The 13,405-nt window shown below is 60.6% G+C and carries 18 protein-coding genes and 1 pseudogene; 7 read left to right on the top strand and 12 right to left on the bottom strand.

The features are described from left to right. Nucleotides 1–178 precede the first annotated feature (178 nt). Complete coding sequence (locus ACXJKO_RS08935; protein ID WP_457090735.1) at nucleotides 179–796, top strand: GNAT family N-acetyltransferase; 618 nt, start codon at nucleotides 179–181, stop codon at nucleotides 794–796. A 59-nt stretch (nucleotides 797–855) separates the two neighbouring features. Here ACXJKO_RS08935 and fliJ read toward each other — a convergent pair whose 3' ends face one another. Then, nucleotides 856–1,257 (bottom strand): flagellar export protein FliJ, encoded by a 402-nt coding sequence (gene fliJ / locus ACXJKO_RS08930; RefSeq protein WP_457090734.1) that lies wholly within the window; start codon nucleotides 1,255–1,257, stop codon nucleotides 856–858. 518 nt (nucleotides 1,258–1,775) lie between these two features. Between fliJ and ctrA the strand changes: the two genes are divergently transcribed. Continuing rightward, the gene (ctrA, locus tag ACXJKO_RS08925; RefSeq protein ID WP_457090733.1) at nucleotides 1,776–2,477 is read left to right on the top strand and encodes a response regulator transcription factor CtrA; all 702 of its coding nucleotides are present in this window, start codon (nucleotides 1,776–1,778) and stop codon (nucleotides 2,475–2,477) included. A 194-nt stretch (nucleotides 2,478–2,671) separates the two neighbouring features. Here the strand turns inward: ctrA and chpT are convergent, their stop codons facing one another. After that, nucleotides 2,672–3,313 carry a histidine phosphotransferase ChpT gene (chpT, locus tag ACXJKO_RS08920; protein WP_457090732.1) on the bottom strand — a complete coding sequence of 214 codons (642 nt, stop codon included), beginning with the start codon at nucleotides 3,311–3,313 and terminating at the stop codon, nucleotides 2,672–2,674. A 170-nt stretch (nucleotides 3,314–3,483) separates the two neighbouring features. Between chpT and ACXJKO_RS08915 the strand changes: the two genes are divergently transcribed. The 4 genes from ACXJKO_RS08915 (at nucleotide 3,484) to ACXJKO_RS08900 (ending at nucleotide 6,708) form a co-directional block, all read left to right on the top strand. Then, nucleotides 3,484–4,311, top strand: coding sequence for a 3'(2'),5'-bisphosphate nucleotidase CysQ family protein (locus ACXJKO_RS08915; protein WP_457090731.1), 828 nt, complete (start codon nucleotides 3,484–3,486; stop codon nucleotides 4,309–4,311). A 62-nt stretch (nucleotides 4,312–4,373) separates the two neighbouring features. Then, a complete protein-coding gene (locus tag ACXJKO_RS08910; RefSeq protein ID WP_457090730.1) occupies nucleotides 4,374–4,760 on the top strand; it encodes a hypothetical protein in 387 nt (128 codons plus the stop codon). A 228-nt stretch (nucleotides 4,761–4,988) separates the two neighbouring features. Continuing rightward, nucleotides 4,989–5,528, top strand: a complete 540-nt coding sequence (locus tag ACXJKO_RS08905) for a DUF1134 domain-containing protein (protein WP_457090757.1) — start codon at nucleotides 4,989–4,991, stop codon at nucleotides 5,526–5,528. A 157-nt stretch (nucleotides 5,529–5,685) separates the two neighbouring features. Then, nucleotides 5,686–6,708 carry a hypothetical protein gene (locus ACXJKO_RS08900; protein WP_457090729.1) on the top strand — a complete coding sequence of 341 codons (1,023 nt, stop codon included), beginning with the start codon at nucleotides 5,686–5,688 and terminating at the stop codon, nucleotides 6,706–6,708. A gap of 10 nt (nucleotides 6,709–6,718) precedes the next feature. Here the strand turns inward: ACXJKO_RS08900 and ACXJKO_RS08895 are convergent, their stop codons facing one another. Beyond that, nucleotides 6,719–7,051 carry a hypothetical protein gene (locus tag ACXJKO_RS08895; RefSeq protein WP_457090728.1) on the bottom strand — a complete coding sequence of 111 codons (333 nt, stop codon included), beginning with the start codon at nucleotides 7,049–7,051 and terminating at the stop codon, nucleotides 6,719–6,721. Between the two features lie 53 nt (nucleotides 7,052–7,104). After that, the gene (locus ACXJKO_RS08890) at nucleotides 7,105–7,968 is read right to left on the bottom strand and encodes a D-amino-acid transaminase (RefSeq protein ID WP_457090727.1); all 864 of its coding nucleotides are present in this window, start codon (nucleotides 7,966–7,968) and stop codon (nucleotides 7,105–7,107) included. A 114-nt stretch (nucleotides 7,969–8,082) separates the two neighbouring features. On the opposite strand from ACXJKO_RS08890, the gene ACXJKO_RS08885 reads away from it, so the two are divergent. Beyond that, nucleotides 8,083–8,691, top strand: a complete 609-nt coding sequence (locus tag ACXJKO_RS08885) for a hypothetical protein (protein WP_457090726.1) — start codon at nucleotides 8,083–8,085, stop codon at nucleotides 8,689–8,691. A gap of 18 nt (nucleotides 8,692–8,709) precedes the next feature. On the opposite strand, the gene ACXJKO_RS08880 is transcribed toward ACXJKO_RS08885, so the two are convergent. From ACXJKO_RS08880 to ACXJKO_RS08845, 8 genes and pseudogenes are all read right to left on the bottom strand, one after another. Continuing rightward, nucleotides 8,710–9,033 (bottom strand): SWIB/MDM2 domain-containing protein, encoded by a 324-nt coding sequence (locus tag ACXJKO_RS08880; RefSeq protein ID WP_457090725.1) that lies wholly within the window; start codon nucleotides 9,031–9,033, stop codon nucleotides 8,710–8,712. A 184-nt stretch (nucleotides 9,034–9,217) separates the two neighbouring features. Continuing rightward, nucleotides 9,218–9,667, bottom strand: coding sequence for a response regulator (locus tag ACXJKO_RS08875; protein ID WP_457090724.1), 450 nt, complete (start codon nucleotides 9,665–9,667; stop codon nucleotides 9,218–9,220). A gap of 113 nt (nucleotides 9,668–9,780) precedes the next feature. Continuing rightward, nucleotides 9,781–10,821: a UV damage endonuclease UvsE gene (locus ACXJKO_RS08870; RefSeq protein ID WP_457090723.1), complete on the bottom strand. Its 1,041-nt coding sequence runs from the start codon at nucleotides 10,819–10,821 to the stop codon at nucleotides 9,781–9,783. Nucleotides 10,822–10,860: 39 nt separating this feature from the next. Beyond that, the gene (locus ACXJKO_RS08865; protein WP_457090722.1) at nucleotides 10,861–11,196 is read right to left on the bottom strand and encodes a response regulator; all 336 of its coding nucleotides are present in this window, start codon (nucleotides 11,194–11,196) and stop codon (nucleotides 10,861–10,863) included. A gap of 431 nt (nucleotides 11,197–11,627) precedes the next feature. Continuing rightward, nucleotides 11,628–12,359 (bottom strand): hypothetical protein, encoded by a 732-nt coding sequence (locus ACXJKO_RS08860; protein WP_457090721.1) that lies wholly within the window; start codon nucleotides 12,357–12,359, stop codon nucleotides 11,628–11,630. 20 nt (nucleotides 12,360–12,379) lie between these two features. Next, nucleotides 12,380–12,799 carry a DUF3618 domain-containing protein gene (locus ACXJKO_RS08855; RefSeq protein ID WP_457090720.1) on the bottom strand — a complete coding sequence of 140 codons (420 nt, stop codon included), beginning with the start codon at nucleotides 12,797–12,799 and terminating at the stop codon, nucleotides 12,380–12,382. Beyond that, nucleotides 12,796–13,188, bottom strand: coding sequence for a phage holin family protein (locus ACXJKO_RS08850; RefSeq protein WP_457090719.1), 393 nt, complete (start codon nucleotides 13,186–13,188; stop codon nucleotides 12,796–12,798). The genes ACXJKO_RS08855 and ACXJKO_RS08850 overlap by 4 nt, the downstream gene beginning before the upstream one ends. Nucleotides 13,189–13,200: 12 nt before the next feature. Then, nucleotides 13,201–13,405, bottom strand: a pseudogene (locus ACXJKO_RS08845) (hypothetical protein); the annotation flags it as partial.

Below are 13,405 nucleotides of genomic sequence, written 5' to 3'. Positions count from 1 at the left end.
CTTCTGTGCCCATAATCCCCTTAATCTGCAAGAGGGTGGGCGGCCGAAGCGGCTGGACATATGGTCTGGACAGCAAGATTTCGGCTCAATTCCGCATGAGGCAAGCCTTGGAGCGGTTGCCCTTCGATCCCGTGCGTGAGACAGCGGCAGTCTGATCCCAATCAGGAGACGGCGATCCATGGCGGACCACCAGACTTTTCTGAACCTCGACGGCTACACGGATCTGCCGCCGGGCAAGGTCGCTGCCATCGTCACCTATCTGGAAATGCACGAGCCCCCTCGCCTGTCGAACGTATCGGCACCGGCCGGATGGACGATGCAATCCATCGGGGCCGACGTCGATCGTTACAGAACTCTATATCGCCGCATCGGCGAACCGTGGCTCTGGTTCAGCCGGACAGTCATGCCCGAGGCGGAGCTTGCCGCGATCATCGGCGATCCGAGGGTCGAGGCTTTCGCCCTGCATGATGGCAACGACGATATCGGCCTGCTGGAGCTGGACTTCCGGCCGGAAGGAGAAGCCGAGCTTGCCTTCCTCGGTCTCGTGCCCGGAATCATCGGCCAGGGCGCCGGCCGGTTCCTCATCGAGGAGGCGATCCGCCGGGCCTTCTCCAAGCCGATCCGCCGGTTCTTCGTGCATACCTGCACCCTCGATCATCCGGGCGCTTTGGCATTCTACAGACGGGCCGGTTTCACGCCCTACAAGCGCGCCATCGAGGTTGCGGACGATCCGCGCCTTGCAGGCTTCCTGCCGCGCGATTCCGCCGATCACGTTCCAGTCCTGTCCGAGGGCTGAAAAAGAAAAGGACGCGCCGGGCTGCGGCGCGTCCTTTTGAAAGGCTACAGGAGAGGATCTCAGGCCGTGGCGCGAAGCATACGGGCCTGGGAGGGCTGGCTGATGGCCGGATCGATGTTGCGCTCGCTGGAGCGCTCCCGGTCTTCCAGGCTCTCGGCTTTCTTCAGCTCCTCGAACGCCACGCCGAGTTCGGCCTTGGCGTCGTCGAGCTGGGTGTTCAGGTTCTGAGCCGACATGCGAAGGTTGTCCCGCCGCTGGGCTGCGGCGCGAGCATAGGTCGGATAGGCGAAATGGTTCGGATCGGAGATCCCGGCCTTGTGCTCTTCCGCTGCGATTTCCCGGTCGAGGTCAGCCGCCATGCGGTCGAACTCGGCCATCATCATCTCGATCTGCGCCACGCGCCGACGTTTTTCATCGACTTGAAAGCGCTTGAKGCGGATGAGCGTATCCCGCGACTTCATTTTGATTCAACTCCACACGTCGCTGTTTCAGGTACCTCGCGGATCGCTCAGTTATCCGCCCGGTATGAGACATCATCTCGCATGGAAGTTGACCTTTCCTTACCGACGCGAAGGAAAAGCGCTGACGGCACAGATCCATAGCTCCAATGAGAGGCTCTCACCCCCTCCCCTGAAGTGCCCGTAAACCTTTCGTTTACCGATTTCGTTAACACTGTTCGCCGTCACGGTTGCGGCTCTCCAAGAGTCTCAGCCAAGTGCAGACAAAACCTTTCGTTTGCAAGGGTTTCACGTGGAGCGACGCGGTTACGCATGGTCATCTTGAGAGCACAGCGGGACAGCTTTGAACGACAGATTGGCACGCCCAAGTCGTTAAGCGCTTGCATGCATGAATCAGGGTTTGTTAACCATTCCAAACTAGCGTTACGAATCAGTTCAAAAGGGCATCCGTCGCAAGCCCGGCGGCGGATGGGTGGCGAAAGGCTACTCGAAAGCTCAAGGGCATGGGCTGGGGATTGAACATGCGCGTACTTCTGATCGAAGACGACAGCGCAACTGCGCAAAGCATAGAGCTGATGCTGAAGTCCGAGAACTTCAACATGTATACGACGGATCTCGGCGAAGAGGGCATCGACCTCGGCAAGCTCTACGATTACGACATCATCCTTCTCGATCTGAACCTGCCCGACATGTCCGGCTACGAGGTTCTGCGCACATTGCGCGTCGCGAAGGTGAAGACGCCGATCCTGATTCTCTCCGGCATGGCCGGCATCGAGGACAAGGTGAAGGGTCTCGGCTTCGGTGCCGACGATTACCTGACGAAGCCTTTCCACAAAGACGAGATGGTCGCTCGCATTCATGCGATCGTGCGCCGCTCGAAGGGCCATGYGCAATCGGTGATCACCACCGGCGACCTCGTCGTCAATCTCGACACCAAGACGGTCGAAGTCGGCGGCGCGCGCGTGCACCTGACCGGCAAGGAATACCAGATGCTCGAGCTGCTCTCGCTGCGCAAGGGCACGACGCTGACGAAGRAGATGTTCCTCAATCATCTCTACGGCGGAATGGACGAGCCGGAGCTGAAGATCATCGACGTGTTCATCTGCAAGCTGCGCAAGAAGCTCGCCAATGCCTCGCAAGGCAAGAACTACATCGAGACCGTCTGGGGCCGCGGCTACGTGCTGCGCGAGCCGAACGAGTCCGAAGAGCGCGTCGCGGTTTAAGCGAAGCGAATACGAGAATAAAAAAGCCCGGCATGTTGCCGGGCTTTTTGTTTTGCGAAATGCGAGTGTGAGAATGCGCTTGAGTCTCCGCTTTCATTCGCGTGGGGATGATAGCGTTGAGTTTCTAGCGCTTCACATAGTAGGCGATCCCGGATCGTCGCTGTGCTCCGTCCGGGATGACATTCATGTTGAAGTCAGGCCGTCACCGACCTGATCGTCACCTCGTCGCCGTCGATGCTGAAGGTGGTGTTCATGTTGGAGGCGCGCGCCACCATGCCGGCGTAGAAGATCTGGATGCCGTGCGCATCGACAGTGCCGTTTTCGGAATGGCCTGCGAGCAGCTCCTGCGAATGGGCGGGGATGCGGGCGTTCAGGCCCTTGGAGCGGATCTCAAACTGGCAACTCTCCGCGTCGCCCGTCACCGTCACCGCGATCGAGCCGCCGCGCGGGATGGCGGTGATCGCGATCATGATCAGGTTGAGGAGAAGCTTGACCCGATTTTTCGGGAACAGCAGGCGGGGCGAGGACCAGGAGAAGGTGATCTTGTCGTCGAGGAACATGCCGCGCGCCACCTGCTCGGCATCGCCCAAGTCGATGGAGGCTCCCGCCGATCCGGCGGCCCCGAAGGCGAGGCGGGCGAATTGCAGGCGGGCGGAGGCCTGGCGGGCGCTTTTCTGGATCAGGTCGAGGGCGAATTCGCGCATGGAGGTGTCGCTGTCGTCCTCCAGAACCTCCAAGCCGTTCACGATCGCGCCGACCGGCGAAATCACGTCGTGGCAGACGCGCGAGCAGAGAAGAGCGGCAAGATCGAGCGAATCAAGGGAAATGGTGGCCATGAGGGCTCCGGAAGCACCGTAAGTTCAGCGTTGGATTCATGAAATGCTGGATTTCGCCGTCATGAATAGCGCCAAACAGGAAAGAGAAYGTGAACCGGATACCCGGCAACGAGTTCTTTGGAAAGCAGTCAAAAGAGATCGACAGATCTTAGCAGAGCAGGCACAAATCGATGATGCGTCTCGATGACTCCAACCCCGACGAAATCGCCCAGCGGCTGGCCCATATCGCCTGGGAGGCCGGCAACCTGTTGCTGGGGCTGGAAAATGCCCTCATCGACAAGCGGATCAAGGATGATGGAAGCCCCACCACGGCGGCCGATCTGGCGGCCGAGGAGCTCATCATCCAGCGCCTTCACGAAGCTTGGCCCGGCATTCCCATCGTCGCTGAGGAAACCGCGAGCACCGCAACCACCGGCGAATACTTTTTCCTGGTGGACCCGCTGGATGGCACCGGCGATTTCCTGAACGGCACCGGCGAGTACAGCGTCAACATCGCTCTGGTCCGGGGCAACCGGCCGATTGCGGCCGTTGTCTCCGCGCCCGCCATGGGCTCGATCTGGATGGCCGGAACGACCGCCTGGACAAGCCCCCTCCCCGCCGATCTGGCGAGCGGCTTCGACTGGCGGGAGGCGAAGATTCGCCAGGCGCCCAAGGACGGCCTCGTTGCCCTGGTGAGCCGCCGCCACGGCGATGTCGCAACGGAAGCCTGTCTCTCCGTGCTTTCCATCGGCACGCGGCGCATGACTTCTTCAGCCCTGAAATTCTGCCTGATCGCCTCGGGCGAGGCGGATGTTTATGTGCGCTGCGGCGCAACCATGGAATGGGACACGGCGGCGGGCGACCATATCCTCTGCTGCGCCGGTGGCAGCGTGGTCGGCCCGGGCAGCACCCCCCTCACCTACGGCCATGAGGATCGAGGCTATCTGAATGGCCCCTTCGCCGCGATGGGCGATCCCGCCCTGGCGCCGCAGCTCGACCTGCCGGTCGCAGCGGCTTAACAATTTCTAATTGACACTTGCAACATCCTCACATTCCCTAGGTGGCGAATTGGGAGGATTATATGAAAGTCAGAGTAAATGGGTTTGGGGCGTTACTGGTAGTTCTGCTTATTCCCGTAAACTTGGGAGGATTGTTTTATCTCATTATGGAGATCCTGACGACGAGTGGATACTCCGGCTCTAATCGAGGTTCCTATTCAATGGCAGAAGCGGCATATCTAGGCTCGCTTTGGACTGCTGTTGTAGCCAAAGCGAGCGCAGGTATTCTGCTGAACGTTGTTGTTTTCGGTTGGGTCATCCTAAACCTTGAGCTTCATGATCCTGGATACAGCACGTTCCACAAGGAAATTGTCTCGGAAGTAAAGTCACTTCGGGAAAAGGCGCCGCAAGCTACAGCTCCTGTGACGCCGACAGAAAGTGGGCCGATCCAGCCCCTTGCCCCTGTATAAGTTTCACATCAGGGATCAGGTTATACAAAGCGAACCTTCCCCTGCGGCAATAATGAACGACTCGTACAGAGATTGTTAGGGTTGATGCCCGTAAATTTGGGGCTCGATAGAAGCCGTCCGGCTGTGTGCGGCCGGATCGTCCCCTGTCTCAAGACGAGGAGATAGCCCATGCGCTCCCGAATTCCGTTGCTGGCTGCCGCAGCTTTTGCTGCTTTCAGCGCCCTGCCCATGCAGGCCTCGGCCCAGAGGGTTCAGCAAGCCTATGCAAGCAATCCCGGCCGGCCCGATTCCTTCCGTTCCGACGAATTGGTGGATTCCGGCCATCAGTTCTTCGGCTCGGCCTCCCGCGGCCTGGCGCTGGCGCTTCAGGAGGCCATCAGCCGTTGGGGCGAACCCAATGGTTATATCCTCGGACAGGAAGCCTCCGGCGCCATCATCGGCGGTCTTCGCTACGGCGAGGGCAAGCTGTTCACCCGCAATGCCGGGGAGCGCCGCGTCTTCTGGCAGGGTCCGTCCATTGGATTCGATTTCGGTGGCGAAGGCGCCCGGACCATGATGCTGGTCTACAACATGCCCTTCACGGAAGCCCTCTATAAGCGCTTCGTGGGCATCGACGGCTCGGCCTATTTCATCGGGGGCTTCGGCGTGACGGCGGCTGCGGCCGACGAGATGGTCGTGGTGCCGATCAGGGCGGGCGTCGGCGCGAGGCTCGGCGTGAACATGGGCTACCTGAAATTCACCCCAGAGCCGACATGGAATCCCTTCTAAGACACCAATCCGGCGCGGATTTATCCCGCGCCGGTAGAAACCTCTTCGAAATGCTCTACAACCGGCAAGCCGGGGCATGATCGCTCTGGAAAGCTGCGCGGGCACAAGGCAAGGTGCTTGAGCGTTACCGGTCAGGCATCTTGGAGTTGGCGTCCGCGTGGTCGAAACCATCATGATTTTCGCGCTGGGGTTTGTGGCAGCATCCCTTATCGCCCTTCTCATCATTCCCGCCATCAATGCCCGTGCCGAGCGCCTCGCGCGCCGCAGGGCCGAGGCGCTGTTTCCCATGTCGATCTCCGAACTGACGGCGGAGAAGGACCACCTGCGCGCCGAATTCGCGGTGCTGCAGCGGCGGATTGAGCGCAAGGCGGAAGAAGCCATGGCCGCCAAGCACCAGAGCATGGAAGAACTCGGCCGCCGGGCCGTGCGCATCGAAGCCCTCGAAGGCGCCCTTACCGAGCGCGACAAAATCATTACGGAGCTGGAAAGCAAGCTCGCCTCCACTCAGGACATCCTCGGCGTGACGGACCAAGACCTCGCGCAGACCAGGACCTTCCTGAACGGCACACGCGAAACGCTGTCCGCGCTCGAGAACGCCCATCGCGCAACCCTGGACGAGCTGTCCAAGACGCGCATGGAGCTGGACCTGACGCACGGGGACCGCACCAGGACGAAGACCGACCTCATCCACGCGGTGGAAAAGCTCACGCGTCTCGAAACGCAATATGCCGATACGGATCAGCGCCTGACAGGTGCGTTGAGCGAACTCGATGCCAAGCGCATCGCAATCTCGGATCTCGAAACCCGGCTGATGACCCAGACGGCGCGCGGAAACGACTTCGAGCGTGCCCTGAAAGAGCGCCATCTGGAGCTGACCGAGGAGCGCAAGCGTCTTGCCGAACTGGTCAAGAACATTGCCGCCGAGCACGAGCGCGGGCTCATTCTGGAGCAGCGGATCCGCGAAATCGAGGCAGAGCGCGACGAGGCGCAGGAGCGTCTCGCCTCTCAGGAGAGTTTCGGCAACCAGAATGAAGACCTGCGCCGCCAGATCTCCGAGGTCGCGGCCCAGGTGATGAAGGGCAACGGCAAGTCGGCAGAGCCGCGCGGCGACGGCAGCAGTCGGAACCAGCGGCGGAAGAAGGGCGGCAAGCAGAACCGCACGGCCCCCACCGCATCCTGATCAGATCACCTTATTTAGGCTGAACCAGTGGATTGCCGCCCGGGCCGCCGGGCGCGGGAATGACTGGCGTCGTGCCCGGCTCAGGCACAGGCGCGGGCACCCTCATATCGGGCGTGGCCGTCTGCGGAGGACGAATGACGCCATCGCTCTTTTGAAGCTTGTCGCTCAAGGTATTGCCGGTAGAGCCTGTCTCCGACGGCTCCTTGGGCGCGACCTTCTCGGCCGGCATCTGCTGCAGCGGAGGCATGTTCGGCGCCTGCTGCTGGAGAACCTCGGGATTTTGCGCCAGGGCGGTGGTGATGCTGCCCGCCATGGCGAGGGATAGAACCAGGATTCGCTTCATGGATCGCTCCTTTGGGGAGGCAACGGGCGATCCTTGAGGCAGTTCCGCTTCGATTACTCGGCCGCAAGGCGCGGCGCGGCCGCCATCTGGAGATAAATCTCGCGCAATTTCCGGGTGATCGGGCCGGGCTTGCCGTCGGCCACGGGGCGGCCGTCGATGGTGACGACGGGCAGCACGAAGTTGGAGGCGCTGGTCAGGAAGGCCTCGGCGGCCTCATAAGCCTCCTCGACCGTGAACAGGCGCTCCTCCAGTCCGATGCCGTGCTCCTCGGAGAGAGCCAGCAGGGACCGGCGCGTGATGCCCGGCAGAATGGCGTTGGAGAGAGGCCGCACCACGATGCGCCCGGCCTTGGTGATGATGAAGGCGCTCGATGAGCCGCCCTCCGTCACGTAACCGTCCTCGACCATCCAGGCCTCCAGGGCACCGGCTTCCTTGGCCGCCTGTTTGGCCAGAACCTGCGCGAGCAGATTGATGGATTTGATGTCGCGGCGCTTCCAGCGCATGTCCGGAACGGTGATGACTGCGACGCCGGTCTGCGCGGCTGGAGAGGCTGCGATGGCCTTCGCCTGGGTGAACATGGCGACCGTGGGGGCCGCGTTCTCGGAGAACGTGAAATCCCGCTCAGCCACGCCGCGCGTGACCTGGAAGTAGATGAAGCCCTCTTCCATCCCGTTGCGGCGCGCGAGTTCCTCCTGGAGATGAGTCCACTCGGCACGGGTATAGGGATTGGCGATCCGGATTTCCCTCAAGGACCGCTCCAGGCGCTCCAGATGCGCATCGTTGTCGATGAGCTGCCCGCCGAGGACGCCCACGCCCTCATAGATGCCATCACCGAACATGAAGCCGCGATCCATGAAATCTACTTTGGCCTCTTCGATGGGCAGGAAGGAGCCGTTCAGGAAGACGATGCGGGACATGAATACCTCGAATGATACGACGCGCGATCCCATTCCGTAACGGTAGGCAGCGCGATCATCTGACCTAAATGACCGGGGATACGGATCAGCTTCGGAGCCATAGGTAAACCCAACATGAAAGCGATGCCACTTCTCATCTCGGTCGTGCTGCCGCTGATGGCATTTTCTCCCGCCCATGCGGCGCAAAACCCACAGAGCTGGTTTCAGGAGAGGGGTTATGTGGCACCGGCAGGCACACAGATCATCGCCTGCCATGGCTATGGCTGCGTACGTCGCAAGGCGATTTCTGTGGACGGAGCCTGGATCAACCGGGCAAGCGCCCTGTTGAGGGCGGGGAGTGGCTCTCCGGAGGCGGAAAGGCAGGCCCTGGCGCAGGTTGTCGGCACCTATACGGCCTATGTCTCGGCAAGCCTCGGTGGCCGGCCGGACATTCCGGGTTCACCACCGCAGATGTCGAATGTTCACGGACAGATGGATTGTCTCGATGAGACGGCCAACACGTTGAGCCTGCTGCTGGTGCTGCAGGACCAGGGCCTGCTGACATATCACCGGGTCGATCAGCCGGAATCGCGTGGCTTCTTCTTCGACGGGCGCTACCCGCATTTTACCGCCATCATCGCGGAAAAGCGGACGGGCAGGGAATGGGCCGTAGACCCTTGGAGGCGTGCCCCGGGCCAGAGGCCGGAAATCCTGCCGCTCGTACAATGGCGGCAGGATTCCTGATTTTAGAGTAGAGAGCGCCTACTTCAGGTGCTGAGCGAGGTGCTTGTTCATTTCGAACATGGTCACCTTCGGCTTGCCGAAGATTGGCTTCAGCTTGTCGTCGGCGATGATCTCGCGCTTGTTCTCGGGGTTCTGCAGGTTGTTCTTCTTGATGTATTCCCACATCTTGCTCACAACCTCGCCGCGGGGGAGCGGGTTCGAGCCCACGATGGCTGCCAGCTCCTTGGACGGCTGCAGGGGCTTCTGAAGAGCATTAGGCTTGGCGCCAGCTTCCTTCTTGGCGGCGGGCTTAGCAGCAGCCTTCTTCGCTCCGGCTTTTCCGTCTGTGGTCTTGGTCGGCATGTATTCCTCCGGGAGTAGGATGGGAAAGCTTGTCGTCGGCAGTAGGTCCTGGCTCCGACAGCTCATTGACCTTCCCTGGGTCGGATATTCCGGAGACTGTTCTAGGCCCCAGCCCCCGAAGGAAGCTCAATTCCGGCAGAGCTTATGTCTGCTCCTCGCCTTCAGCAAGATAGACTTCAGGAATTTAGGCGGTTTTCGGAAAGGGGACGATCTTGCCTGTCTCGTAGGAAGCAGGGTGAGCCTTGGCCGTTTGATGAGACCTCTTCGACCGTTCCGCTGCGGAATAGACGTAGGATACGATGGCTTCGTTCGGGCATGGCTTGGCCAGAAAAGCGGCCCCGAGGGGCAAGTCCCCCTGGGCGGGCCACTGCCGGCCCGACATGATCAAAATCTCCGCTTCCGGCCAGGACTTACGGACTTTATGGGCAAGCTCGAAACCATTGCAGCCGCCCGGCATATCCACATCCGTCAGGAGTACGTTGACGCCCAGCCCGGCCTCAAGGAGGACCATGGCCTCCGTGGCGTTGGCGGCCTCGACCACTTTGAAACCAGCTTCCTCGAGAAGCTCGGAAATGAAGAGGCGAATGAGGGGTTCGTCTTCAACCAAAAGAACTGTGGACTGGCTCTCGGACATCGACTGCTCAAGCTACTGCACAATGCCCAACAACGCCGCCGTAGCGGTTTGGTTCCAGACCTCCAAGAGACCACTTGTGGATTTCAGGCATCTTCTCAGAAACAAAGTTACGCCTAGACTGCAAGCCTTTGCCGGTCCAGGGCCTTTTCCACATGGAGCGCCAATCCCTCGGAGGCGATATTCTTCATCTTCGCCTCGACCTCGAAATCGGACCAGGCAAGGTGCCGGGCGACGAGATCGTTGACCGCCACGTTCCACATGAGGTCGGAATGGGCTCGAAGGTCCCTTGGCCTGATGCCCGCCTCCGTAAGGACCTGAAAATCGGGAAGCGCATGGATATCGCAGGCCGGCAGCAACTCCTCCCGTGAGACGCTCACATGGCTCAGGGGCCGAACCTCACGCCAGGATTGGTTGATGAGGCCGATCCTCGGGTCTTCCGGCTCGATGTATTCGCCTCCGGACTTGATCCAGTGGTGATGCAGGTCGAGGACGAGCGGCACATCGTCCACCAGGGGCAGCAGATCATCGAGGCCGAAGCTTACCTCGTCGTTCTCGATGGTGATCAGGTTGCGGGCGGTCGCGGAGAGGTTCGCCAAGCCGCCCCGGATGCCCTCGGCCCCCAGCGCCTTCGCTCCGCCATGGATGTTGATATGGGCGCCATGCGGATGCCAGCCATCGCCATAGCCCATGAGACGCATGACATCGACATGGTACTCGAACTCGGCGATCCCATTTGTTGCGGCATTGGGATTGGCCGATGCGATGACGCAGAATTGGCCCGGATGCATGCTGAGACGCACGCCATGCTCGCGCGCAAGCTGCCCAGCCCGGGCGAGCTTAATCTCGATCAGATTGCGTAGGTCGTAATCCCGATAAAGCTGTTGGCAGGAGGCATGGGTGTACCCGGGCAGAAGGTCGCTCGACATCCGATGCAGGCGCTCCAGCTTCGGGCGGCTCGCCACATGCATGATCTGGCGCGTGACGGCTTCGAGATTGTGCGAGACAACGGCCAACAGCTTGTCATAGGCGGCCGTGGCATCCTGCCTGCCCAGATAGGTCATCGTCACCGTCATGGTGTTCATCTGCCGCGCCACATCTGCTGCGCCGTCTTCGGGAAGGTACTTGCAGCAGAAGCCGAGGCGCGGAGTGGTCATGAGGGGCAATGATCTACTTTGAAGAGAGTTGGGCGTCGGTCAAGGCGTGTCGGCAAGCGACTCCAGAATAGCCTTCTCCTCGAACGGCTTTGGAATGAAAGCGGCCTGACGGAGCGAATGAGGTAGATCGCCCGGCGACGAGGCTGAAACGAAGGCGAACGGAATGCGCCGTTCGGCCAACGCGCTCGCCACCCCGAAGCTCTTGCCGCCGACGACGTCCACGTCCAGCAAGGCATAGTCGAAACCATCTTCGATATGCTCGTAGGCATCATCGACGGATTCGAAAACGCCGATGATCTCGTGGCCATCCGCTTCGAGGATGGCCTGAAGATCGAGTGCGATGAATGGGTCGTCCTCTAAAATTAAAATACGCACACTATCGCTCCGCTGAAAGATTTTAGCGAAATCACGTCTGCTGCCGATTTAAGACAGGTGAAACGCAACTTTATTCCAATCCTTGAGGAAACGGTTCAAAAAGTTCCAAGTTCCAGCTTTGCCGCTGAAATACAGGGTTTTTAACGCTTACATGGTTAAGCATGAGCGGCGAAGCACATGCTTTGAGGCAGCTTGGCGGGATTTCCTGGAGCACCTCTTGAAATTTTGAAACATCGGCACCATCTCATACTTAACTGGTGGCGCATGCCCATCAGATACGGTCACGATGCTGAGGAATGACGCCGGATGTACGCGCATTTCTCGCCGTGGCCGTTGCCATTTCCGCAGGGTGCGATTGCCCCTTCGCTTCCCCGCAAAATGAAAGCGCCGGCATCTCTGCCGGCGCTTTTGTCGTTCAGGGATAGCCTGCATCAATGCCGGTTGGCGTCCTGCGGGTTCGAGCCGAATTCGCTCTCGTGACGGCTGAAGCGTGGCTCATCGCCGCTGAAGCTCTCTTCCACATATTCGCGCCCGCGGCTGGCGGCATCGCGTGCATAGCGAACACCTTGGTTGCGGACTTCATCGGCCCATTCGCCGAACGCTTCGTTCTCACGGCGCGTACGCGGCAGAAGCGCACCGAGAAGAAGCCCGGCGGCCAGACCGACGAGGCCCACGACCATCGGGTTCTCAGATACGTAATGCTGCACACCGCCGCGCGCCTGGCCGAAAGCTTTCGACGAACGGCCGCCCATATGGCTCACGCGGCGACGCTGGCCTTCATATGTGTCAGACGCCCAGTCTGATGCACGCTCGTAAGTATCGCGCGCCCAATCGGAAGCACCCTCATAAGCCTCTTCAGCACGATGGCGCACGTCTTGCGCCACGCCCTGAGCCTTGTCCGTCATGGAAGACTTCTCATCCTGAGAACTGCGCTGTTGGGAGGCCTCCGTCTTCGAACGATCACCCTGATTGCCGCCCATTGGGTGAGACGTATGGGAGGCGAGTGTCGAGCTTTGCGCACCCTTCTTCTCGTCATGCGCATGCGGCATTGGGGCTTCACCGATATTGCCGACCGACGTTCCGGCGGAAACCTTGCCGGTTCCGGTGTCGGCCTGCTTGTCGGCTTGCGGTTTGCCGCCTTCGTTCTTGGTATTGTTCGCCATGAAAAGCTCCTGTTCGTTCTTCAAATTCCGGGGTTCATTCTGCGACGCTGGTAGTAAAGGTCATCGGGATCGTGGAGAGGTGCGGCACCCGATCCGTAAAGACGCATGTCGTCATTCTCCATGGCGAGATCCTGCTCCGTGACGAAGTCTTCGTCGGCAGGAATCAGCCGCGTCGGACGCTGGCGAACCGGACGGCCGAGGCGATATGCCAGGAGACCGAGACCGGCCGCGATCAGCATGACGGGAACCGGGTTCTGACGAACCGTGTCGAGCATGCGGTCGAAGACCGGGCCGTATTGACTGGTGCGCGCGGTACCGAGCATGTCATCGACGACGCCAGAGACGGTCATCTTGTTCTGGAGCCGGTCGATGGTCTGATCGAGCTGAGCGCGGCTCTGCTCGATATCCCGCTCCAGATCCTGAAGGCTCTGTGTCATCATGCACCTCTCTCGGAGAGAACTTCCGCATCGCGCTTGAGCGAACGCATCGTCCTCTGCGGTGTAAGCGTTGAAGCCGACATGGCATTGCGTCCGTAGAGGCCGAGACCGATGGCGATGATCGCCATCACACCGCCGACGATGAGCGCTGCAAGAGCCTCTGAATTGAGAACGGTTGCTAACCACTTGACGAGAGATTCCGTCAGCAGCATCACGGCGGCGATGGCGAAGACCGCAGCGGCCACCATCATGGCGAGGCCGATGAAAAGTGTCCGGATGTTCTGCGAGATTTCCGTCCGGAAGAGCGTGAACTCCTTCTGGGCGAGATCGGTGGATTCGCGCAGGGCCTCACCGACGAGGCCCTGAATGGTTTGTTGACCGTTGCCCTGCATGTGCGCTCTCCGTCACGCACCGGCTCGGTTGCCCGAGCGCTGCGCCTGTCGAGTCCGGTTGCGGCCACCCTGCGAGACCTGCGGGTTCAAACGATCCTGCCTCAGATCCTCCGCCGTGCTCTTGAGGAACCGCGCGGCCAGGAAGCCGACGGCAACCGACACGGCGGCGACTGTTGCGGGGCGCTGGCGCACTACCTCCTCGAAGTCGTTGAAGATG

The organism is Microvirga sp. P5_D2 (genome assembly GCF_054049475.1).
Note: the sequence above shows the minus strand (reverse complement) of the source record. Positions and strands in the feature narration are given on the sequence as shown.

What these genes read in the sequence shown, in the direction of transcription:
- ACXJKO_RS08905 (WP_457090757.1), top strand. Translation starts at nt 4,989, where the DNA reads ATGCAGGCCTCGGCCCAGAGGGTTCAGCAAGCCTATGCAAGCAATCCC.
- ACXJKO_RS08875 (WP_457090724.1), bottom strand. Translation starts at nt 9,667, where the DNA reads ATGTCCGAGAGCCAGTCCACAGTTCTTTTGGTTGAAGACGAACCCCTC.
- ACXJKO_RS08910 (WP_457090730.1), top strand. Translation starts at nt 4,374, where the DNA reads ATGAAAGTCAGAGTAAATGGGTTTGGGGCGTTACTGGTAGTTCTGCTT.
- ACXJKO_RS08915 (WP_457090731.1), top strand. Translation starts at nt 3,484, where the DNA reads ATGATGCGTCTCGATGACTCCAACCCCGACGAAATCGCCCAGCGGCTG.
- ACXJKO_RS08885 (WP_457090726.1), top strand. Translation starts at nt 8,083, where the DNA reads ATGAAAGCGATGCCACTTCTCATCTCGGTCGTGCTGCCGCTGATGGCA.
- ACXJKO_RS08895 (WP_457090728.1), bottom strand. Translation starts at nt 7,051, where the DNA reads ATGAAGCGAATCCTGGTTCTATCCCTCGCCATGGCGGGCAGCATCACC.
- ACXJKO_RS08850 (WP_457090719.1), bottom strand. Translation starts at nt 13,188, where the DNA reads ATGCAGGGCAACGGTCAACAAACCATTCAGGGCCTCGTCGGTGAGGCC.
- ACXJKO_RS08935 (WP_457090735.1), top strand. Translation starts at nt 179, where the DNA reads ATGGCGGACCACCAGACTTTTCTGAACCTCGACGGCTACACGGATCTG.
- ACXJKO_RS08855 (WP_457090720.1), bottom strand. Translation starts at nt 12,799, where the DNA reads ATGATGACACAGAGCCTTCAGGATCTGGAGCGGGATATCGAGCAGAGC.
- chpT (WP_457090732.1), bottom strand. Translation starts at nt 3,313, where the DNA reads ATGGCCACCATTTCCCTTGATTCGCTCGATCTTGCCGCTCTTCTCTGC.
- ACXJKO_RS08870 (WP_457090723.1), bottom strand. Translation starts at nt 10,821, where the DNA reads ATGACCACTCCGCGCCTCGGCTTCTGCTGCAAGTACCTTCCCGAAGAC.
- ACXJKO_RS08860 (WP_457090721.1), bottom strand. Translation starts at nt 12,359, where the DNA reads ATGGCGAACAATACCAAGAACGAAGGCGGCAAACCGCAAGCCGACAAG.
- ACXJKO_RS08890 (WP_457090727.1), bottom strand. Translation starts at nt 7,968, where the DNA reads ATGTCCCGCATCGTCTTCCTGAACGGCTCCTTCCTGCCCATCGAAGAG.
- ACXJKO_RS08880 (WP_457090725.1), bottom strand. Translation starts at nt 9,033, where the DNA reads ATGCCGACCAAGACCACAGACGGAAAAGCCGGAGCGAAGAAGGCTGCT.